The sequence below is a fragment of the Bradyrhizobium sp. genome (assembly GCF_004799405.1).
GTDB lineage: Bacteria > Pseudomonadota > Alphaproteobacteria > Rhizobiales > Xanthobacteraceae > Bradyrhizobium.
On sequence record NZ_SSMW01000023.1, the window covers coordinates 19732 to 41390 of the forward strand.

At 60.4% G+C, this 21659-nt stretch carries 20 protein-coding genes, 1 tRNA gene and 2 pseudogenes; 15 read left to right on the plus strand and 8 right to left on the minus strand.

What is annotated here, in order from left to right:
* The first annotated feature begins 8 nt into the window (after positions 1-8).
* Positions 9-893, plus strand: a complete 885-nt coding sequence (locus E7813_RS03895) for an ABC transporter permease (RefSeq protein ID WP_291571071.1) — start codon at positions 9-11, stop codon at positions 891-893.
* A gap of 30 nt (positions 894-923) precedes the next feature.
* Positions 924-2141, plus strand: coding sequence for a Xaa-Pro peptidase family protein (locus E7813_RS03900; RefSeq protein WP_291571072.1), 1218 nt, complete (start codon positions 924-926; stop codon positions 2139-2141).
* 43 nt (positions 2142-2184) lie between these two features.
* Here E7813_RS03900 and E7813_RS03905 read toward each other — a convergent pair whose 3' ends face one another.
* From E7813_RS03905 to E7813_RS03930, 6 genes are all read right to left on the minus strand, one after another.
* Positions 2185-3246, minus strand: coding sequence for an MBL fold metallo-hydrolase (locus E7813_RS03905; protein WP_291571073.1), 1062 nt, complete (start codon positions 3244-3246; stop codon positions 2185-2187).
* Between the two features lie 145 nt (positions 3247-3391).
* A complete protein-coding gene (locus tag E7813_RS03910; protein WP_291571075.1) occupies positions 3392-5536 on the minus strand; it encodes a methyl-accepting chemotaxis protein in 2145 nt (714 codons plus the stop codon).
* Between the two features lie 179 nt (positions 5537-5715).
* Positions 5716-6447, minus strand: a complete 732-nt coding sequence (locus E7813_RS03915; RefSeq protein WP_291571077.1) for an outer membrane beta-barrel protein — start codon at positions 6445-6447, stop codon at positions 5716-5718.
* Positions 6448-6803: 356 nt separating this feature from the next.
* On the minus strand, positions 6804-7658 hold the full coding sequence (locus E7813_RS03920) for a hypothetical protein (protein ID WP_291571078.1): 855 nt from the start codon (positions 7656-7658) through the stop codon (positions 6804-6806).
* Positions 7655-7924, minus strand: a complete 270-nt coding sequence (locus E7813_RS03925) for an acyl carrier protein (RefSeq protein WP_291571080.1) — start codon at positions 7922-7924, stop codon at positions 7655-7657. The genes E7813_RS03920 and E7813_RS03925 overlap by 4 nt, the downstream gene beginning before the upstream one ends.
* A complete protein-coding gene (locus E7813_RS03930; protein ID WP_291571082.1) occupies positions 7921-8970 on the minus strand; it encodes a hypothetical protein in 1050 nt (349 codons plus the stop codon). Before E7813_RS03930 ends, E7813_RS03925 begins: the two co-directional genes overlap by 4 nt.
* Positions 8971-9378: 408 nt before the next feature.
* Here E7813_RS03930 and E7813_RS03935 point away from each other — a divergent pair, with 408 nt between their 5' ends.
* The 4 genes from E7813_RS03935 to E7813_RS03950 all read left to right on the plus strand — a co-directional run bounded on the left by E7813_RS03935 (position 9379) and on the right by E7813_RS03950 (position 13960).
* Positions 9379-10683 carry a site-specific integrase gene (locus E7813_RS03935; RefSeq protein WP_291571085.1) on the plus strand — a complete coding sequence of 435 codons (1305 nt, stop codon included), beginning with the start codon at positions 9379-9381 and terminating at the stop codon, positions 10681-10683.
* Positions 10684-10863: 180 nt separating this feature from the next.
* Complete coding sequence (locus E7813_RS03940) at positions 10864-11610, plus strand: hypothetical protein (RefSeq protein WP_291571087.1); 747 nt, start codon at positions 10864-10866, stop codon at positions 11608-11610.
* A 708-nt stretch (positions 11611-12318) separates the two neighbouring features.
* Positions 12319-13086, plus strand: a complete 768-nt coding sequence (locus tag E7813_RS03945) for an aspartyl/asparaginyl beta-hydroxylase domain-containing protein (protein ID WP_291571089.1) — start codon at positions 12319-12321, stop codon at positions 13084-13086.
* Positions 13087-13180: 94 nt separating this feature from the next.
* Positions 13181-13960 (plus strand): hypothetical protein, encoded by a 780-nt coding sequence (locus tag E7813_RS03950; protein WP_291571091.1) that lies wholly within the window; start codon positions 13181-13183, stop codon positions 13958-13960.
* Between the two features lie 451 nt (positions 13961-14411).
* Here the strand turns inward: E7813_RS03950 and E7813_RS03955 are convergent.
* Together E7813_RS03955 and E7813_RS03960 are read right to left on the minus strand one after the other, a co-directional pair.
* Positions 14412-14486 (minus strand) — tRNA-Thr (locus E7813_RS03955).
* 115 nt (positions 14487-14601) lie between these two features.
* Positions 14602-15048, minus strand: coding sequence for a nuclear transport factor 2 family protein (locus E7813_RS03960; protein WP_291571093.1), 447 nt, complete (start codon positions 15046-15048; stop codon positions 14602-14604).
* A 30-nt stretch (positions 15049-15078) separates the two neighbouring features.
* On the opposite strand from E7813_RS03960, the gene E7813_RS03965 reads away from it, so the two are divergent.
* The 9 genes and pseudogenes from E7813_RS03965 to murA all read left to right on the plus strand — a co-directional run bounded on the left by E7813_RS03965 (position 15079) and on the right by murA (position 21659).
* Positions 15079-15270 carry a hypothetical protein gene (locus E7813_RS03965; protein ID WP_291571095.1) on the plus strand — a complete coding sequence of 64 codons (192 nt, stop codon included), beginning with the start codon at positions 15079-15081 and terminating at the stop codon, positions 15268-15270.
* 20 nt (positions 15271-15290) lie between these two features.
* Positions 15291-16997, plus strand: a pseudogene (locus tag E7813_RS03970) (FAD-dependent oxidoreductase).
* Between the two features lie 92 nt (positions 16998-17089).
* A complete protein-coding gene (locus E7813_RS03975) occupies positions 17090-17398 on the plus strand; it encodes an EthD family reductase (RefSeq protein ID WP_291571097.1) in 309 nt (102 codons plus the stop codon).
* Between the two features lie 7 nt (positions 17399-17405).
* Positions 17406-17714 (plus strand): UBP-type zinc finger domain-containing protein, encoded by a 309-nt coding sequence (locus tag E7813_RS03980; protein ID WP_291571099.1) that lies wholly within the window; start codon positions 17406-17408, stop codon positions 17712-17714.
* Positions 17715-17747: 33 nt separating this feature from the next.
* On the plus strand, positions 17748-18581 hold the full coding sequence (locus tag E7813_RS03985) for an alpha/beta hydrolase (RefSeq protein WP_291571102.1): 834 nt from the start codon (positions 17748-17750) through the stop codon (positions 18579-18581).
* 187 nt (positions 18582-18768) lie between these two features.
* Positions 18769-19260 (plus strand): hypothetical protein, encoded by a 492-nt coding sequence (locus E7813_RS03990; protein ID WP_291571104.1) that lies wholly within the window; start codon positions 18769-18771, stop codon positions 19258-19260.
* 73 nt (positions 19261-19333) lie between these two features.
* Complete coding sequence (locus E7813_RS03995; protein ID WP_291571106.1) at positions 19334-20158, plus strand: alpha/beta hydrolase; 825 nt, start codon at positions 19334-19336, stop codon at positions 20156-20158.
* Positions 20155-20223, plus strand: a pseudogene (locus E7813_RS04000) (epimerase); the annotation flags it as partial. The gene E7813_RS03995 and the pseudogene E7813_RS04000, both read left to right, overlap by 4 nt.
* A gap of 146 nt (positions 20224-20369) precedes the next feature.
* The gene (murA, locus tag E7813_RS04005; RefSeq protein ID WP_291571109.1) at positions 20370-21659 is read left to right on the plus strand and encodes a UDP-N-acetylglucosamine 1-carboxyvinyltransferase; all 1290 of its coding nucleotides are present in this window, start codon (positions 20370-20372) and stop codon (positions 21657-21659) included.

A 21659-nucleotide genomic window follows, 5' to 3' on the forward strand; every position in this document is an offset into this window, starting at 1 on the left:
AACCGCCGATGGCCGCGACAGTTCCAGGGCAATTGCAGCCGGACGAGGCGCCTACGTCATTGCTCTCGGCCGCGGCGCTGGTCGGGCCGGCGACGGTGTTCGTGACCGTCGGCCTGCTGGCGCCGCTGGCGATCCTGTTGCGCTATAGCTTCAATACGCTCGACCCGCGGCGCATCATGGTGGAGACGTTCTCGCTCGACAATTACGTAAAATTTTTCGCCGATTCCTATTACACCGGCGTGCTGTGGACGACGTTGCGGGTGGCCGCCTTGTGTACCGTCACCTGCCTCGTGATGGGTTTTCCGCTCGCCTACGTGCTGGCGCGCACCCAGTCGCGGTTCAAGAATGTACTGATCATGCTGGTGGTACTACCGTTGTTCGTCGGCAATGCCGTGCGCGCGGCCGGATGGATGACCCTGTTCGGTTCCAGGGGTTTCCTCAACGTGACCTTGATGCAGCTTGGCATCATCACCGAGCCGCTGGAGATCATGTACACCGAGGGCGCCGTGGTTGCCGGCATCATTGCCGTCAATCTGCCCTACATGGTGCTGACGTTGCAGAGCGTGATCGAAGGCATCAACCGTAATGTCGAGGAAGCCGCCTTCAGTCTTGGCGCCGGGCCGATGACGATGTTTCGCCGCGTGCTGCTGCCGCTGTCGCTGCCCGGCATCCTTGCCGGCACCATCCTGATCTTCATTCTCGGCATGAACGCCTATGCGACGCCCGTGCTGCTCGGCGGCCCCAAATTCAAGATGATGGGGCCGCTGGTCTACGGGCAGTTTCAACTCAACAATTGGCCGTTCGGCGCTTCCGTTGCGTTCATCCTGATGACCGCGACCCTGGGGCTGACGGCGACGGCAAATGTCCTGGTACAGCGCCGGTTCCGGCGGTGACGATCGGATGACAATTAAAAGGGACTCGCGATGACGGTTGGCGTTGGCGGATCGACGGCGGAGGCGGAACTCGTCGCCATGGAGAACATGCGCGGGGACGTGCCGCCGATCGGCGTCGATGAGCGGCTGCGGCGCATCGCCCGCGCCCAGGCGATCATGCGCGAGAAAGGCATCGACGCGCTCTATCTCGATGTTTCCTCCAGCATGACCTATTTCACCGGATTGAAATTCCGTCGCACCGAACGCATGCACAGCGCGGTGCTGCCGGCGAGGGGCGAGATCGTTTATGTCTCGCCCGCCTTCGAGGTCGAGAAACTCAAGACCATGATCTCGTTCGGCGACAAGATCGCGGTCTGGGAGGAGGAGGAGGATCCTACCGCGACCGTGACCGAGACCGTGCGCGCGCTCGGTTATCCCAGCGGCACGATCGCCGTCGACGAGGCGACGCCGTTTTTCACTTTCGACGGACTGCGCCGCGCCGGCAACGCCTACACCTTCATCAACTCGATCGACGTCACCGCCGGTTGCCGCATGATCAAGTCCGAGCACGAAATCGCGCTGATGCAGACCGCCAAGAACATCACGCTCGAAGCGCACAAGGCCGCCGCCCGCATCATGCGCGAAGGCATCACCACCACCGAAGTGCAGGCCTTCATCACTGCGGCGCACCGCAAGCTCGGTTCGGAAGGCGATCCGCCTTTCAACGCGGTGCTGTTCGGCGAGGCTTCGGCCTATCCGCATGGCGTGCCCTATCCGCAGACGCTCCGGGAAGGCGACATGATCCTGATCGATACCGGCGCGCCGGTCGACGGCTATCTCTCCGACATCACGCGTTCCTACGTCTTCGGTGAGCCGACCAAACGCCAGCGCGAGGTCTGGAATCTGGAGAAGGCCGCGCAAGCCGCAGGCTTCGCGGCCGCCAAGCCGGGCAACCGCTGCGAGGATATCGACATTGCCGCCCGCGCGGTCATTAACGGCGGCGGGTTCGGGCCGGGCTATGCGACACCCGGCCTGCCGCACCGTACCGGCCACGGCATCGGGCTCGACGTGCACGAGTGGCCTTATCTGGTGAAGGGCGACAAGACCGTGCTGAAGCCCGGCATGACCTTTTCGAACGAGCCGACCATCTGCATCTACGGCGAATTCGGCGTCCGCCTCGAGGATCACATGATCATCACCGAAACCGGCGCCCGCTGGTTCACCCAGCCGGCCTATTCGGTCGACGATCCCTTCGGTTTGGAGCGCTGAGGACGCGCGATACTTCAGCGCCAGGAGATCCGGGCCTGAGAACTCAGGTGGTCCTGAAGCGCAGCACGCCGTCGCTCTCCTCGGCGGTCAGGCGCCCCTCGACCAGCATGTAATTGACGTGGGCGATCAACTCGCCGGCGGCAAAGCCCATCTGGTGCACGTCCAGCACATGCTTGTGGAACACCACCGGCACCAGTTCCTTGGAGGTTTGCGGCGTTTCCCGGCAGGCGTCGGCGATCAACCGGCAGCGCTCCTCGTGATGATCGGCCAGTTGCTTGATGCGCGTTTTCATCCCGTAGAACGGCACGCCATGGCCGGGCAATACCAGGAGGTCATAGGGCAGCGTGGTGGTGAGGCTCGCCAATGAGGCCAGATATTCCCCCAGCGAATTCTGGTCGGGTTCGACCGCCCATACGCTGACATTGGGTGAAATCTTGCTCAGCACCTGATCGGCCGAAAGGAACAGCTTGTCGGCGGCGCAATACAGCATCACCTGGTCGAGCGCATGGCCGCCGCCGGTAATGACCTTGAAGCGCCGCGTCCCGATCGAGACTTCGTCGCCATGCGAGATGCGGCGATAGGCCGGCGGCAGGATGGAAACCCGTTTCAGATAATCCTGGCCGCGGCCGAGCAGTTTGTCGGTCAGGTTCTCGTCCATGCCATGACGCCGGAAGAACAGCCGCTGCGCGTTTCGCCGTTCCTCGGTGCCGCGGTTCTGATGGTAGACCGACTGCAGATATTCGACCTGCGACATATGAAGCGGACAGTTGAAGCGCTCGACGATCCAGCCGGCGAGGCCGACGTGATCGGGATGCGAATGGGTGACGATCAGCCGGGTGATCTTCACATGCGCCAGCGGGCCCTCGAACAGCGCGGTCCAGGCCGCGATCGATTCCTCGTTGCCGAAGCCGGAATCCACCATGGTCCAGCCGTCGCCGTCGGCGAGCAGGTAGATGTTCACATGGTTGAGGCGGAATGGCAGCTTGAGGCGGACCCATAGCACGCCCGGCATCACCTCGACGACCTCATTGGGGCCGGGATGATTTTCCCAAGGGTATCGCAGAGCCTCGACCGAGGACTGAACCGTGTCGGTTTTTGAATGCATGGTTTCGCGTCACAGTTTTCTGCTACCGGCTTAGCCGCACAATCGGGCTCGCGCCAGCCGAAAAAACGGATGCGGCTTTGGGCAAAACACATGGCGCCGTCATTCCGGGGCTGGTGCTTCGGACCATCCCGGAATGACCGATATCTCAGGCGGCCCGGATATTGGACAGGAACGAGTCGATTTCCGCGCGCAGCACGTCGGCTTCGCGGCGCAGTGCGCCCGAGGCGCTCAATACCTCGCCGGCGGCCGTTCCGGCCTCGGCTGAAGCTGTGCTGACGCCGACGATGTTGCTGGAAACCTCGGAAGTGCCTCCGGCAGCGTGCTGGATGTTGCGGGCGATCTCGCGCGTCGCCGCACCCTGCTCCTCGACCGCGGCCGCGATCGCGGTGGTCACTTCGTTGATCTCGCCGATGGTTCGGCCGATGTTCCGGATGGCGCCGACCGCCGATGTGGTCACCAACTGCATGTTGGCGATTTGCGAGCGGATTTCATCGGTCGCTTTGGCGGTCTGGCTGGCGAGGCTCTTCACCTCGGATGCGACCACCGCAAATCCGCGGCCGGCCTCGCCGGCGCGCGCGGCTTCGATGGTGGCGTTGAGCGCGAGCAGATTGGTCTGCGAAGCGATGGTCTGAATCAGGTCGACCACGACGCTGATGCGGCCGGCATTTTCGGCGAGCCCCTGCATGGTCGCGTCGGTCTGGCCGGCTTCTTCGACAGCCTTGCGGGCAATTTGCGCCGAATTGGTCACCTGGCGGCCGATTTCCGTGATCGACGATGTCAGTTCCTCGGTACCGGACGATACGGTCTGGACATTGACCGAAGTTTCCTCGGCGGCGGATGCTACCGCACCGACCAGGGTGCTGGATTGATCGGCGGTCATTGACATGTTTTGCGCCGTGACCTGCATGGAACCGGCCGATGCCTGCAGGCTGTCGAGCGCGGCGCGCACGGTTGTCTCGAATTCGACGATCCGGGCCTCCATGCGGGTGGCCCGTTCGGCCTTGGCGATGCGATCCCTGTCCTGCTCGCTGCCCAGCGCGCGGGCCTCGATCATGCTTTCGCGGAAAATCTCCAGCGAGCTCGCCATCGAGGCGATCTCGTCGCGCTGGTTGCTGCGATAAATTTCCGATTCAAGGTCACCGTCGGACAGAAGCTGCATCGAGCGTTGCAGATTGCCAATTCGCCGCAGGATGTTGCGGCCGACATAGAGCCAGACGAATAGCGCGGATGCGACCAGGGTAAGGCCGCCAAGCGCCAGCATGATCGCAGTCGCCAGCGAAATTTCCCTGCGCGCCTGCCAGGTCGATGCGTCGGTATTGGTCTGCACGCCGGTCACCAGCTGTTCGACGCTATCGCCGAGGTTGGCATTGAGCCTGGCGGTCTGTTCGAGAATGACCCGGCCGCGATCGTCGGCGTCGAGTTCCTTGCGGCGGATGTTGAAAACGCCGGATTCACTTTCGCCCAGCGCCAGCAATTTCAGGGCGGCGTCTCGCAGCGCCATGGTTCCGTTGTTTTTGGGCAGCAGGTCGAGGTTGGTCCTGACACGCGCCTGGGTGACCTTAAATTCCTGTTCGATCGTTCCGAGCGTGTCGGCGCTGTTGGCCGAGAGCGCGGCGGCCATGTTGGATGCCATCAGATTGCTGCTGGCGATGACATTGCCGAGCTGGTCGACCGTCCGCGCCGCCTGCACGGCGTCGTCCTGGGACAGGCTGGCGGATCCGAAGATGGCGTTGATGCGGGTCTGGGCGTCCATCATCGCGGGACTGGCGGCGGCGACGAAGCTTGCCTGCGCCTTGCGCAAGGCATCGTATTGCTTCTGATGCAGGCCGGCCGCCTCGATCCGCTCGCGGGCCGCGGTACCGAGACCTTTGATCGCGTCGTCGATGTTTTGGATCGTCTGGCTGAGGGCGGTGACCACGGCCTTGTCAGCGCCGAGTTCGATGATCTCGCCAAGCTTCTCGCTGGCGACTTCCTGGGTTTGCTTTATTTTCGCGGAGCGCTCGTTCAGCGTCTCCTCGCTTCGCGACGCCAGCAGCGCCGGTCCCTGGCTGGCAAGACTGGCGCTCTGGGCCGCCAATTGCAGGCTGGCCGCAAGACGGGGAATGTCCCGCCCGCTCAGATCCATCATGGTGCCGCCGAGATGTCCCAGCACCATGCCGGCGCCAGCGCTGATGGCGATAGCCATGCCCGCGATGACGGCGAAGGCGGCAAACAGGCTGCCCCTGACGCCCCATTGTGGACGCCAAAAGCCGAGCCGCCCGGATTTGCCAGTGGTGGATCGTAACGCCATGCTGCTGCCCCGGGGCCCGCATTCATCCCTGCGATGAATCTTGGATGAATCGCCGGGGCAGTATCGGGTTACAGGGTTAACAAAATCGGGAAAACTGGCGGAATCTGGCCGATTTTTGCGACCTGAAACAAAAAGGCCGGCGCGAAGCCGGCCTTTCCGAATCTTGTCAAAACGGGGGATCAGTACCTCGCAACCAGCGGGCTGCCCCAGTTGAAGCGATAATTGACGCCCGCCTTCACGGTTTGGTCTTCGGTAAGGAAGCTGCCGACCGGAATGAGAGGGGTGGGAGCAGTGAACCGGCTGCGGCCGAAGTCATAATATTGATACTCGACCTTGGCCGACCAGCTCGGCGCGAACATGTATTCGACGCCGGCGCCGACGGTGTAACCGTTGCTGTGGCCGCTATCCAGCGCGAACGCGGCTGGCACACCGCCGAGCGTCAGGCTGTCGTTGTTGTCGGAGTAGGCATAGCCGCCCTTGACGTAGAGCAGCCCCGCGCCCCAGGTGTAGCCGATGCGGCCGGTTACCGAGGCGAGCGCGCGCTGGTTGTTGTTGTAGAAGTAGCCGCCGGGAAGTGCGGTGCTGCCGTTATTGCCAAGCCAGCTGTACTGGCCTTCGATCCCGGCCACCCAGCTCGGCGCGAACTGGTAATCGGCGCCGGCCTGCACGCCGCCGAGCAATCGGCTGTCATTGTTGCTGAGCCCAAAGCCGCCGAAGTTGTCGTTGCCGCCAAAGGCGCCGCCGACGTGGCCGCCGACATAGAAGCCGGTCCAGTTGTAGATCGGCGCGACATAGGCCGGAGGAGCCTTGGCGTAGGGGTTGTAGGTGCGGGCGCCGAGGTCGGCTGCAAGTGCTGGCACGGTCGCGCCGAGAGCGACGAGGGCCACAGGTGCGAACAGGAACTTCTTCATTGGTTTGTCTCCAGGAGATCGGTTTAGATGAGCCGCGCGCCGGCTCCGTCCATGGAGGCCAGATAGACAGCTTTTTTCTAAAATGCTGTCACTTCCGGATCACAGCGGGGAATAACCCAACCTATTGGGAAACAACTGCTTTTTGTGCTTAATGAAGTCCTAATCAAAGCCTAAGGAAGCCTTAATTTTTTCAAGCTGCAACGCGCAAGGATCGTTTCGGCTGCCGCTGGATCTGCGAACCATTGGCGCCGCCGTTGCCGCGATGTTCCAGCCGCGGCTTAGGGTTCGTGCACCCACCACTCATACGTCGACGCCGCCGTCTTTTGACGCTCGTTTGGCATGCGTTTTTTCGAAAGTCATCCCGAAACAAGATGCTCCTGATAAAATTGCCTCAAAGTGCCTTTGCTCAACATCTTGAAAATCACGTTGTGGCCGGTGACCTGAATTGGTACGCGCGTGACAGGAAACATGGTCGCGAGATGGTCGACCGCTCTTCGGTCTTCCTCCTTCATCCCGTAGACGCAAACGAATTTTGCCGCATCGGACGCCTTGCAAGCACACAGAAGATCGAAAGCCGGCATCGCCGAGTCCGCAACGAGCCGCTGGACATGCCAGGGAAATCTGCCGCCAACCGAGATGGACTTGGTGTCGAGCAGCAGGCCGGAACGCAACGCAACGAAACCTCCCATGCTGGTTCCGTAGCAACATACGTTCTTGTAGGTACCAAGGTTAAAATCCTTGCCCAATCTGGTAACAAGCTGGAAAAAATCCGATGCATATTCTCCACATCCCCCGGCAAAGTGATTGCGGCCCGGATCATTCAGGATCACGACGTCGACCTCTTTGCACGGGAGGAGCTGCAGGAAAACGCCGGTTGGTATCATGAGCCGGTGGGCTCTGCCGCAGAACGCGAGAACAATGCACTTTTTGGCACGCTCGACATCCGGATCGTGAAACAGGGTCACGTCGGGCGTGATCGGTTTGCGCACATAGCGGGCGGGTGCTTCCTTCGCCAACAATTGCGAAAGCAGAAGGTTTTGCATATCAGCCCGCGCATCGGCGAACCGCTCGCAGAAAGTTTCAGTGACCAGTTGAAATTCCAGGGGCGTCAGGCACTGCTCGGCGTCCCATAGCGCACGCTGTCTCCGTGCAATCGATTGGTTCCCGACCGCAAAGAGAGACTCAAGTCTGGAAAGGGTCTCGAAAATCACGCGGCGGTTGCCCTCCGGAGGATATGTTCGGCGAGCTTGTTGATCGAGTCATGGATCGCCAGGTCCGCTGGATCGATATCGATACCGACGTCGTCCTCAAGCGCCATGCAACACTCGACCGCGGCAAGACTGTCGAGCTCCAGTTCGGCGAAAGTGACATCGACGGCTGGATCGTGGAGCGTGCCGCTCAGTTTCGGATTGTTGAAGACGTTGATCGCGACATCAAGCGCCCGCAGAACTTTTTGGCGAGCTTCCGCCGAGGTCATGCGTGCAACCTTACGTTCAGGTGCGACGGACATAGAAATACATAGTCATCCGTTCGCCATTCGTGAGAAACGACATCTGCATATAACGGGATCTTGCCAAGGGCGGACGTCATCTCTCTCCAGAGATCGAGCGACAAGGCTTTCCCCATGCAGAGGTGATTGCCGACACCGAAGATTTTGGACTGGTCCAGAGCCGATTCGGAATACGCAAAAGCCTGGAAATATATCCGAAGCCGGTCACCGGCATTGAATCGCGTCCGCTGGTCGGAAAAAGCGTGGATGGCGATCCTCTCGATGTAGGGTACGCCGGTTTCCGGCGGCATTTCCGGATAGATGATTTCGTTCAAGCGGCGACCCCGGTTCGCGGAAAGGATGGAATAGAGACTGGCACCGATCGTCCCTATCAAGGTATCGCGCCCCAGCACGGCCAAGGCAAGCCGCAAACCCACCTCATCTTCCGAGGCATCGGGGTCGAGCTTGCCGACGATCGCGGCGCGCATCAGGCCGAGTTCCGCATCGATGCGTTGACGCTTGCGAGGTCCGATCGATTTGTCGAAGATCGTCGAGACCGTTCGACATTGTGCGGCAACGGCGGGCGGCACATCGGTGAGCGGTTCGGTCACGCCGAGAACAAGAGGCAAAAGAACCTGGCTTATGATTTCCAACTCGCCTTCCTGACGAAGCGGTTGCAGATGTGCGGCGAGGCTTTTCGACATGCTGTCCGACAGATCGGACTTGCGGGCGGCCAGATGCGCGGCCACGCGGCGTCGGGCTTTGCGGTGCGCTTCTTCGTGGAGACACATCGGAATATGCAGGAAAGCCAGCAGCACATTCGAAAAGTCGATCCCGAGCCGCTTCTCCAGAGCGGCATAATCATCCGAATAGGTCGCAGGGCGGGTATCCGGAGAGGTCAGCAGCCGCTCGCAGCACCCCGGGTCTGATATGATCCAGGCTTTGATCACGGGATCAAACACTGGATCCATCCCGCGCAAATACCAGGCATGGCGCTCGGCAGATCGATGGAAGGTCAGGAAGCCCTTATCCATAGCGGTTCCGCATTCTTGCTCCTGACATGACCGAGCCGCGGCTTCCGGTCATCGGCGACCCGGTCAGCGACTGTCGGGGGTCGGCTGAACGGCCGGAGCGAGCACCTTATTCTCGGCGTCGCCAAGTTAAAGGGTCACTGCAACAGCTTGGCTTGGTCCCGCCTCGCACATCAAAAAACCAACGTGCTGAACCCCAATAGACTGGTGCTGCCAGACAGGATTGAACTGTCGACCTCTCCATTACCAATTATGAGGTCTGTAATATCCTGAGATTACTCAGCATTTCCGAAATATCAAAAATGCCATTGCTATAAGGGTTTCCCGCTTTACGATGGTTCCTTGAGATTACCCGTGATTCCCACCATGTGGTTACGCGGTGGTTCCGTGGTTCCTGAAGGACGCTCGGCAGTGGCATCATCCCAGATCACTAAACGGCGGATTGACGGCCTAAAGCCTCAAAAAACCGAATACTTCGTTTGGGACGGCTCGCTGCCGGGCTTTGGTGTGCGCGTTCAGATCACGGGTTCGATGTCCTATGTCGTGAAATACCGGGCTGGCAGCGGTCGCAGTGCGCCTACCAGACGCCTTACGGTGGGAAAGGTTGGCACAATTACCCCGGACGAAGCCCGGACGTTGGCTAAGAGGACGTTGGGCTCTGTCGCCCATGGTGCCGATCCGGCAGCCCAGCGGGCCGCTGACAAGCGTGCATCCACCCTCGCGGAGGTGGCTGAGCAATTCCTGATCGAGCATGTAGAGGCCAAGCGCTCGGCATCCTCCGCCAGATCGTACCGGGACTTGCTGGAGAGGCTGGCTTCTCCGGAAATCGGGAAGCGCAAGGCCGACAAGATCACATCCGCCGAAATTCAGCGGCTCCACAGCAAGAATGCCCACACTCCCTATCAAGCTAACCGGTTGCTTCGTGTCCTCAGTAGCCTTTTTACCTTCGCAGGAAAGACTCATGTTGTACCGGTCGGGTTCAATCCCTGCCGGGGGATCGAATACTTCCCGGAAGAAGGCCGCGAACGATACCTGACGACGCCGGAGTTGGCGCAGATTGGGGAAGCCATCCGAGAGGCCGAAACTGTCGGGCTGCCCTATACGGTGGACGACACCAAGCCCAAGGCCAAACATGCGCCCAAGGAAGACAACCGCCGCACCGTTATTGGACCGCACGCCGCCGGTGCTCTCAGGTTGCTGATCTTCACCGGCGCTCGGCTCAGGGAAATTCTGCACCTGAAATGGGACCATGTTGATTTCGAGCGCGGGCTATTGCTGTTGCCGAAAAGCAAGACCGGCAAGAAGACCATTGTGCTGAACGCCCCAGCCTTGGCAATTCTGAATGAGCTGCCCAGAGCGAGCAGCTTTGTTATTGCGGGCAGCTCGGCGGATAAGCCCCGTTCCGATCTCAAGAAGCCATGGAAAGCCGTTTCCGCATATGCGGGCCTGACTGGCGTCCGCATCCACGATCTGCGCCACACTCACGCCTCGGTGGGAGCCGGTGCCGGGCTTGGCCTGCCGATTATTGGCAAGCTGCTAGGTCACACGCAAAGCGCAACGACGCAACGCTATGCCCATCTCGACAATGACCCGTTGAAAAAAGCATCCGAACATATCGGGAGCCGGTTGGCGACGGCAATGGGCGAAGTAAAGGCCCCGCGCGCGAACGTCACCGACATATCGAAGGCGAAACGATCAAAGAACCGGCGCAGATGAGACACCCGTTGGGGCTATGTCCGCGGTTGCGCCCCCGTCAACAGGACATTTCCACGGGTTGAAGCCCTAGCCTGTTGCACCTAAATTCATGATCAGCGCGGCTAGGGTAGCTCCCGAAAGGCTGGTCCGCACCAGCCTGCCGCTTAGTCCCCTCGCGGTTGCACTAGCGGACTGCTGGCCATGGTTCTCAAAAAACCGGTAATAACTGACTCTAATCTCCCTGAACCGAAAGCTATCGACGACGATTGGCTCAGAGCTATCTTCGATGCCTTCGCTGTTGAGCCCGAGCGTCGAGACGCGACCAAGAAGTATATATTGACCCTTATCAGGGAATGGCCTGTCGAGATGAGAGAAATAAGGCTGCAACCAAGTCGAGATGCAGACCGGCAGAAAATAGACGATGCGGCTGGGAAGATACGGCAGGCCATCGAGCTTCTAAGCAGCGTTGGACCAGCGGGGCGGGAGGCGCTGCGGTCAGCGACGCCATCTCCCATAAGTAAAATGCTTAACACCGGATGGTTACGAGAGGAATTCCCAGATGAGGACACGCTGCCATTGCGATCTTCTGGCCTCGCTGAAGTTCGTTCTCCACGAAGGAGCCGTCAAGTCTACGTTGAAGAAGACACAGAGGAGGGTCGTTACCACGCGGTGAACCACAGGCCGTCACAAACGATCACCGCTATCTTGCGAGATATCGATGCCGCCGTGTCTCAATCGCTTGTCATCACAAAAGAAGCTGGCGGGAGGAAGCCCGCCACCCTCCGAGAGTTCTTCATTGTGAACCTGTATGAAGCATGGCGGATCAGCGGTAAGCCGGTTGAGGCTAGCCAAGAGTTCTTCGACTTTTGTGGAGCTGTTTTCGAGGGGGTCGGGTGGTCCGATCAAGGTATAGCCGATGAGGTCTTGAAGTCGATGCGGGGCTTATAGTCCGGAGCGATCCGAAGTTTTATCGGTGACCTTCCCGTACCTAAATGGAGGAAGAAGTCTTCAGTCTCAGATATTATTATCAACGACGGCCTTCATTTTCATGCGATTTTGCTCATTCCACCCAAGTCATTGCTTAAGGTCTCCGTTGAAGAACATTTTGATAAGCATTCGGAAAACTATTTGGGTGACCGACGCACGATTGATCGGATCGATATTGAGCCAATCAAGACGAAGGCCGCATTCAAGGCGACTGATTACGTTTTAAAATCTATTAAGCGGGGATTCTTCTCTTACGACGACATACTAATTTTGCCAAAGGCGTTATCGGAAATGAGCTAGCCTGATTTGGTAGCTATCTAGTTTCTTCGATTGTAAAACAAACATAGTCGTTCTTGAATTGTAAAACGCAGACACCATTCAATTGTAACACGTCAACACAACTCGACTTGTAAGACGAAAAGAGAGAAAACAATTCTGCGGCTTCTCTGCGCGTGCGCGTTTTCACACAGGCTGGACCCAAAGCGGACATTCAGCACTAGAGACACCGACCTGAATTTGGCATAGCGTCCCTTCCAACATCGCTTGCTTGAGATATCGGGCGCCGCTCACGTCGGGGCGTCCAAATCGGAAATGCTCAGCAGCGATACTTGCTTGCTGCGAGATGAGGAATCTTTGGGCTCTGGTTGCTGATGTCCGCTTGGGGCTGCGATGAACACGACACTGCGAGACAGGATTGGCAATTGGGCAACCCGTCTCGGATGGAGGATTGTATGGAGCCTCGACGATTTCTACGCCCGCTTCAGCAAGCTCGGTGATCACGAGTTTTTTGACAATCGCGAATTCCCCTGGATACCGGACATCGAAGCGGACTGGCGCAAGGTCCGGGCCGAGCTGGATGGGCTCTTGCCGTACACGTCCGACTTGCCGAACTTCCAGGATATTTCCAGAGAGCAGCGCGATCTCAGTCAGGACGATGGCTGGAAGACCTACTTCTTTTACGCCTTCGGCCTGAAAGCCTGGGGTGCCTGTCGCCGCTGTCCTGAAACAGCGAAGCTTCTGCAACGTATTCCCGGCATGAAAACCGCATTCTTCTCGATCCTCGCACCGGGCAAGCGGCTGCCAAGGCATCGCGGGCCGTACAAAGGGGTGCTTCGCCTTCATCTCGGCCTGCTGATCCCCGAGCCGGCGGAACGCTGCGCGATCGTCGTCAATTCCAAGCTGCGGCATTGGCAGGAGGGTAAGGCACTAATATTCGACGATTGCTTTTTTCATGAAGCCTGGAACGAGACCGACTCGTTTCGGGTCGTGCTGTTCGTGGACCTGATCCGGCCCATGCGCTTCCCGGCAAACATTGTAAACGCGGTGATGATCTGGGGGATCGCACTCTCGCCGTTCGTGCTTGGGTCGGCCAGGGGGTATTTTCGCTGGGAACGTCGCTTCGAAAAAATAATGAACCAGAGAAAGCCAACGCGTTAGTCCGCGTCGCCGCATGCCTGGAACAGCTTGCTCGAAAAAAGGCTTCGGCACGTTCGCGCCGGCGCCTTCCACACTGCCGGAAGGAGAGATTGCGGTGGCGCTCGCCATGCGACACGGCTCCGCCCAGTACTATGAGCTGGCCCAGAGGCTGAACAAGGTTCTGCTGGATAGATTTGGATGGCTATATCAGCGCGTCCTGGACGTACTGTCGAAAGAAATGGCAGCGCCTTGCTGTTATGCGCAGAAATTTGCATTGTCCGGATTTCACATCTTTCAGACTGAACCCCTCTTTATAAGTATCCCCGCGAAAATCCACTGCGATCTGCAATACGAACGGCTGGACTGGGCGGGGATTTCGGCACCGGATTTCAGCAATCCTTTGTCATTCACACTTTCAATTGCGCTTCCGGCAGCAGGTGGCGGGCTTAATATATGGAATATTCAACATGCTGATATGCACGGACTCTCGATTCCGGAGCTGCGAGCTTTGTTCCATGCGCATCCAGGCAGTTACGAACCCTATCGGGTCGGCGAGCTTAGCGGCCCTGGATCAAACCCCGGTCAGCCATCACGTCCGCGTTGCATCACCAACCGATCATCGAATGCGATCACCGGCGCCAGCAGACATAGAAACGCGATCCAAACCCAAACAACTAAACCGGTGTACCAAAAAAGAGAGCTGATCATTTATTCCACCTTCCTCTTCCGCGGGGGCGCGCCCGATGCCAGGGCCTTGCTCAATCCGAACGAAGATCGAAACTCGAACTCAAACTATCCTGAACCTCAATTGCCGCGCGGTGCGCCAGGTCGCCATCCGCTTCGCCAAGGTCCAATACCGAGATCGACCAATTGCAGCCGGCCCGATCGTCGATGATGGAATGAATGCCGACGTCGACGACAGTCGCGCAGCCGCGATAGGCTCGGATGTGTCCCAAAGCCATTTGCTTCAGCTCTTCGGCGGACTTTCGAATTTTCGACATGGAAAGGATCAAAAAAACAGACTGGCGGAATGCCGCTAACCAAAGGCAACCGGCGAGCGGGATCAGGGTTGCGCGGATGGCTCAAAAGAAAAGAGCCCCGGCAATGAACCCGGTGCCCTTGGTGGCCCGAAACGTGCTTGTAAAATTGCGCCTTGGTGGGTTACACCCATTCCACCCCCATCGCGGCACTCCTTACCTTGATCGCCGCAACTACCCGGCTGCGGCGGCCATTTTTCGAACAGTAGCCAACAGTAGCCGCGTGGTTACGCGGTGGTTCCTTTGAAGATCGACGAGAAGAGCCGCGCAAATAGATCAATAAAATTATAATGATTTCAATTAGATGGTTGGTGCTGCCAGACAGGATTGAACTGTCGACCTCTCCATTACCAATGGAGTGCTCTACCACTGAGCTACGGCAGCGTGCCTGAGGCGGGAATCGGTCAAAAAGCCTCCGCGGGGCGGGCCGATCCTTGCCACAAGGCCCCCTTGCGCGCAAGCGCGCGGCCGGCCGGCGGCGCCCCAACGGGGGCTGGAATCAGCGCTGCGCGCCAGCGGTTTCCTTGAGCCGGGCCAATTGCGGGCCGATTCGGTTCCCCATTTCCTCGCCGAGCGCAGCCAGCGCCTTGATCGGGCGGACCATGACCTCGAATTCGACCATTTCGCCGGCCTCGTTGAATTTCAGGAGATCGATGCCCTTGAGCTGCCATTTGCCGATATTGGCGGAAAATTCCAGCGCGGCGTCGTGGGGGCCGGCGAAAAACGTCCGGTGATAGCGAAAATTCTCGAAAATCTGCACCACCGTGGTCAGCACCAGCAGGGTCGCAGGCCGCCCCGGAATCGGCGATTGCACGAACGGCGAGCGAAACACAATATGTTCCGACAGCAGCGAGGCCAGCAGGTCGCGATCGCCGGAGGCGACAAAGCGATGCCAGCCGTCCAGGGTCCGCTGCGGCAAAGGCGCCAATGCGTAGTTTTCGCCCATCGGCTGTTCTCCAGGTTGGACCTCTCCACGATGACGGATGACAAGGATAAACGCGAGGGGCAAATCCCGAGCCAGCGGCAGGACCGGTTGAAACTGGCGTTGCGCGAGAATCTCAAGCGGCGGAAATCGCAGGCGAGGGGGCGAAGCGATGCCAGCGCCGCACCTTCCGACGACCTTGACGCCTCACTACATGATGGCCGTGGAAAAAAGCCGGGCGGCTAGCCGGGCGATGTGAGACCGGAATGGGCGCAGCCTCAACGACGGGAGATAAAGCGGACGCGGCCGCATCCGCGTTTCCGCGTCACGATCAGACCTTCCCGGCGCTGACGCCGCAGGAAATCGCGCGCATGCGCCGGTTCGGCGACAACGTGACCTACAGGCACGGTGAAAAACTGTTCGAGACCGGCAAGCCGGGGCCCGGCATGTTTGTGGTGCTGTCCGGTCATGTCGCCATCACCCAGCGCGACGGCCTCGGTCATGTTACGCCGGTCATCGATCAGGGGCCGGGTCAATTTCTCGCCGAGATCGGCCAGCTTTCCGGCCGCGTCGCGCTGGTCGACGGCCACGCCGAGGGCGATGTCGAGACGCTTCTGATTCCGCCGGAGCGTTTGCGCGCGCTGCTGGTGGCGGAAGCCGATCTCGGCGAGCGCATCATGCGCGCGCTGATCCTGCGCCGGGTCAGCCTGATCCAGGGCGGGGTCGGCGGCCCGGTGCTGATCGGGCCGTCGAACTCGCGCGGCGTGATTCGCCTGCAGGGATTTCTCACCCGCAACGGCTATCCGCATCATCTGCTCGATCCGGAAAAAGATCACGACGCTGCCGAACTGATCGCGCGCTATTCCCCGTCGTCGGCCGATTGGCCGCTGGTGGTGACGCCCGACGGCACCGTGCTGCGCAACCCCAGCGAATCCGGTCTGGGGCGGGCGATGGGCATGATACGCAGCCCCGCCAGGAACAAGGTTTACGACGTCGCCGTGGTCGGCAGCGGGCCCGCCGGCCTGTCGACCGCGGTGTATGGGGCGTCCGAGGGGCTCAGCGTCGCGGTGTGCGATGCGCGGGCGTTCGGCGGGCAAGCCGGCGCCAGCGCGCGGATCGAGAATTACCTCGGCTTTCCCACCGGCATTTCCGGACTGGCGCTGACCGCGCGGGCCTACAATCAGGCGCAGAAATTCGGCGCCGAGATGATGATTCCGGTCGAAGTGCGGGCGCTCGATTGTTCGCGCGACGACGGCGCGTTCGGCCTCAAGCTCGACGATGACGAGGTGCTGCGGGCGCGGTCGGTCGTGGTGGCGAGCGGCGCGCGCTAACGGCGTCCCGAGATCGAGAACCTCGCCGATTTCGAAGGCCGCGGCGTCTGGTACTGGGCCTCGCCGATCGAGGCGCGGCTGTGCGCCGAACAGGAAATCATTCTGGTCGGCGGCGGCAACTCGGCCGGACAGGCGGCGGTTTTCCTGTCGGGGCATGCCAAAAAAGTTCACATGGTGATCCGCGGCGGCGGCCTTGGCGCCAGCATGTCGCGCTACCTGATCGAACGCATCGAGGCCGCGTCGAATATCGAGCTGGTGTTCAACACCGAAGTGGTCGCGCTGGAAGGCACGCAGGACACGTCGCTGGAACGCGTGCGCTGCCGCAGCCGGTTGTCGGGCGAAGAAACGACCGTGCCCGGAATCCGCAACCTGTTTCTGTTTGTCGGCGCCGATCCTGCCACCGGCTGGCTCGACGGCTGCGGCGTCATGGTCGATCGCGGCGGGTTTGTGATGACGGGCGAGCAATGCAGCAAGGGCGATGGGCAGGCGTCGGCGCTGGAAACTTCGGTGCCGGGCGTGTTCGCCGTGGGCGATGTGCGCTCAGGCTCGGTCAAGCGGGTCGGCGGCGCGATCGGCGAGGGCGCACAAGTGGTGGCGGCGCTGCATGGATTTCTCGGCGATACCGCAAAACCGGCGCTTTAATCGGGCATTGGCGCCGGAACGTTTGTTTTCGCGGACGATTAAAACACGTTAGCATCGGCACAACGAGTGTATAGCACAACAGAGGAGCGCACATGGCCCAAGTCCTCGTGACCTACAAGACGCCGAAAGACACGGCTGCTTTCGATAAATACTATGCCGAAACCCACATTCCGCTGGCCAAGAAAATGCCGGGCCTTCGCAAATATCAGGTCAGCAAGGGCGCGGTTGCGACCCCCGCCGGGCCGTCCGGGATTCATCTGATCGCGACGCTGACCTTCGACAGCATGGCCGCGGTGCAGGCCGCATTCACCAGCGCCGAGGGACGAGCTACGGCGGCCGACGTGCCGAAATTCGCAACCGGCGGCGCCGACATCATGTTCTTCGACACCCGCGACGTGTAGGCCGGTCATGGCCGGGCATTGCTCGCACCTTGCCGGCATCCGCGATGTGACGCCGAGCGCACTTGGCTGTGAAGAGTGCCTGAAAACCGGCAGCGTCTGGCTGCATCTGCGGATCTGCCGCAGTTGCGGCCATGTCGGCTGCTGCGACGACTCTCCCAACAAGCACGCCACCAAACATTTCCACGCCACCCGGCATCCGATCATCGAGGGTTACGATCCGCCGGAAGGCTGGGGCTGGTGCTATGTCGATGAGGTCGTGTTCGACCTGTCGGACCGCAAGACGCCGCATAACGGTCCGATCCCGCGGTATTATTGAGGACGATTTTGGTTACAGCGAAGGGAATTTCAGGTGCAACCACAAGGCAAATTCGCCGAGGTCAACGGCGTCAGGCTGCATTATCTTCTGGCCGGGGCGGGCGATCCGGTGGTGCTGCTGCACGGCTTTGCCGAAACCAGCCATATGTGGCTGCCGTTGATCGCCGGGCTTGCCGACAGGCATACCGTGATCGCGCCGGACTTGCGCGGCTTCGGCCAATCCTCCGCGCCGCCGGATGGCTACACCAAGACGGCGATGGCGCAAGACATCCACGCGCTGGTGAAGAGCCTCAACTACGATCGCATTCGCCTCGTCGGCCACGATATCGGACTGATGGTTGCCTATGCCTATGCGGCGCAATATCCCGCGGAAGTCGATCGCCTGGTGCTGATGGAAGCATTCCTGCCCGGCATCGGCGACTGGAACTGCGTCTTTCTGCTGCGCGACCTCTGGCATTTCCATTTCTACGGCAAGACGCCGCTGGCGCTGGTTACCGGCCGCGAACGGATTTATCTCGAACATTTCTGGAATGATTTTGCGGCCGATCCCGCCAAATCCGTCCCGGAATCCGATCGTGAATTCTATGCGAAGCAATATGCGAGGCCAGATCACATGAAGGCCGGGATGGAGGTGTTTCGCGCTTTTCCAAAAGACGCTGAGGACTTTGGGGGATTCGCAAAAACCAGGCTCTCGATGCCGCTGCTGGTTCTTTCCGGCGAAAAGGCCGGCGGCCCATTCCTGATCGAACAGGGCAAGATGGTGGCCGATAACGTCGAGGGCGTGCTCGTCAAAGGCGCGGGCCACTGGCTGATGGAAGAAGCAGCGGACCGGGTGATCCCCAAGCTGGTCGAATTCCTCAACCGTTAGAACGTGATCCGGGCTTGAAGCAGACCTGGCGAAACAGACTTGGGGATAGCGGCCGGCGTTTTTTGTGACAGCCGCGCAATGAGGTCGGTGGCCGCCTGTCTAGATTGCCGCGTCACGACTTTCCGCCGTGGCAATTCCCGACCGGGAGTCGTAGCATTTGCCCGGTTTTTCAAAAGGGGAGGACGTCATGCAACTGGGTTTGAGTTTGCCGGCGTTCACGGCCGTGCACGTCATCATCAGCCTGATCGGGATCGCTGCGGGTATTGTCGTGATGTTCGCGCTGCTCGGCTCCGAGCGGAAGCCGGGCCTCACCGCGATATTCCTGCTTTTTACAATTCTGACCAGCGCCACCGGTTTCCTGTTTCCGTTCGAGAAGCTGCTGCCGTCGCACATGATCGGCATCCTGTCGCTGGTGCTGCTGGCGATCGCATGCATCGCGCTTTACGGCATGAAGCTCTCCGGTGCGTGGCGCTGGATCTATGTGGTAACCGCGATGATATCGCTTTACCTCAACGTGTTCGTGCTGGTGATCCAGGGCTTCCTCAAGATAGGTCCGTTGCATGAACTGGCGCCGGGCAATCCGCCGGGCGGACCGGTATTTGCGATCGTCCAGGGCGTGGTGCTGGTGTTCTTCGTCATCATTACCATCGGCGCGGTGAAACGCTTCAGGCCGATGTAATTTTTCGATCGTCGTTGCGGTCTGTGCGTGACCGTCTCATCCGGAATAACGTATCCATAACGGGAGTTGCGTCATGCCGAAGATCAAGACCAAGGATGGCATCGAGATCTATTACAAGGACTGGGGCAGCGGGCAGCCGATCGTGTTCAGCCATGGCTGGCCGCTGTCGGCCGATGACTGGGACGCGCAGATGCTGTTCTTCCTCAATCACGGCTATCGCGTCATCGCCCATGACCGCCGCGGCCACGGCCGCTCCAGCCAGACCGGCGACGGCCACGACATGGATCATTACGCCGACGACCTCGCGGCGGTGACGGCGCATCTCGATCTCAAGAATGCCGTTCACGTCGGCCATTCCACCGGCGGCGGCGAGGTGGTGCATTACCTGGCGCGGCATGGCGAAAGCCGGGTGGCGAAGGCGGCCATTCTCTGCGCGGTGCCGCCATTGATGCTGAAGACGCCGGCCAATCCCAACGGCCTGCCCAAGGAGGTCTTTGACGGATTTCAGACGGCGCTTGCGGCCAATCGCTCGCAATTCTATCGCGACGTCGCTTCAGGTCCGTTCTATGGCTACAATCGGCCGGGCGCCAAGCCTTCCGAGGCCGTCATCCAGAATTGGTGGCGTCAGGGCATGATGGGCGGCGCCAAAGCGCATTACGACGGCATCGTGGCGTTCTCGCAGACCGATTTCACCGAAGACCTCAAGAAGATCTCGACGCCGGTGCTGGTAATGCATAGCGAAGACGATCAGATCGTTCCCTATGTCGCCGCCGGGCCGCTGTCGGCGAAACTCCTGAAGAATGGCACGCTGAAGACCTACAAGGGTTTTCCGCACGGCATGCCGACGACGGAAGCAGCCACCATCAACGCCGATTTGCTGGCGTTCTTGAAGAAATGAAGGTCATCCTGTTCGGCGCCACCGGCATGGTCGGGCAGGGCGTGCTCCGCGAATGTCTGCTCGATCGCGGAAATCAACGCGGTCTGGATCGGGCTGTCGGTCCCGGGCGAGGAATGACGGTCAACCCCATCAAATAGCCGCAAATTCCGGTGCTTTTGCCATCAGGGCCGCTTCTGCCCTATACTTTGTGCTTAGCAAAACGGGAATTGCCATGGATCGCATTCGCATCGTCGGCGGCGCCAAGCTCAATGGCACCATTCCGATCTCGGGCGCGAAGAATGCAGCGCTGCCGCTGATGATCGCAGGCCTGTTGTCCGAGGAAACGCTGATCCTCGATAACGTGCCGCGGCTGGCCGATGTTGCCCAATTGCAGCGCATCCTCGGCAATCACGGCGTCGATATCATGTCGGCCGGCAAGCGTCCCGGCGCTCGGGAATACCAGGGCCAGACCCTGCACATTTCGGCGGCTGACATCATCGACACCACCGCGCCCTATGAACTGGTATCGCGAATGCGCGCGAGTTTCTGGGTGATCGCGCCGCTACTGGCGCGGATGCATGAGGCCAGGGTCTCGCTGCCCGGCGGCTGCGCCATCGGGACAAGGCCGGTCGATTTATTGATCATGGCGCTGGAGAAACTCGGCGCGGAAATCACCATCGACGGCGGCTATGTGATTGCGAAAGCGCCCGGCGGGCTCAAGGGCGCTACAATCGAATTTCCCAAGGTGACGGTGAGCGGCACCCATGTCGCGGTGATGGCGGCCACCCTGGCCAGGGGCACCACGGTCATCACCAATGCCGCCTGCGAGCCGGAAATTCTCGATGTCGCCGACTGCCTGAACAAGATGGGCGCGCGCATCCTGGGCGCCGGCACGCCGCGCATCGTCGTCGAGGGCGTGGTCAAGCTCAATGGCGCGCGGCACACGGTGCTGCCGGATCGAATCGAGACCGGCACCTATGCGATGGCGGTGACGATGACCGGAGGCGATGTGCAACTGGCGGGGGCGCGGCCCGAGTTGTTGCAATCGGCGCTCGACGTGCTGACGCAGGCGGGTGCGGTCGTCGCCGTCAACAATGAAGGTATTCGGGTCACCCGCAACGGCGCCGGCATCCGGCCGGTGAAGGTTTCGACCGCGCCGTTTCCGGGCTTTCCCACCGATCTGCAGGCGCAGTTGATGGCGCTGATGGCCTGCGCCGGCGGAGCCTCCCGCATCACCGAGACGATTTTCGAAAACCGCTTCATGCATGTGCAGGAACTGGCGCGGTTCGGCGCGCGGATAAGCCTCGATGGCGAAACCGCCACCATCGATGGCATCGCCAGACTGCGCGGTGCGCCGGTGATGGCGACCGACCTGCGCGCCTCGGTGTCGCTGGTGATCGCGGGGCTTGCCGCCGAAGGCGAGACCATGGTCAACCGCGTCTATCATCTCGACCGCGGGTTTGAGCGGCTCGAGGAAAAGCTGTCGGCGTGCGGCGCTTCGATCGAGCGCATCAGCGATTGA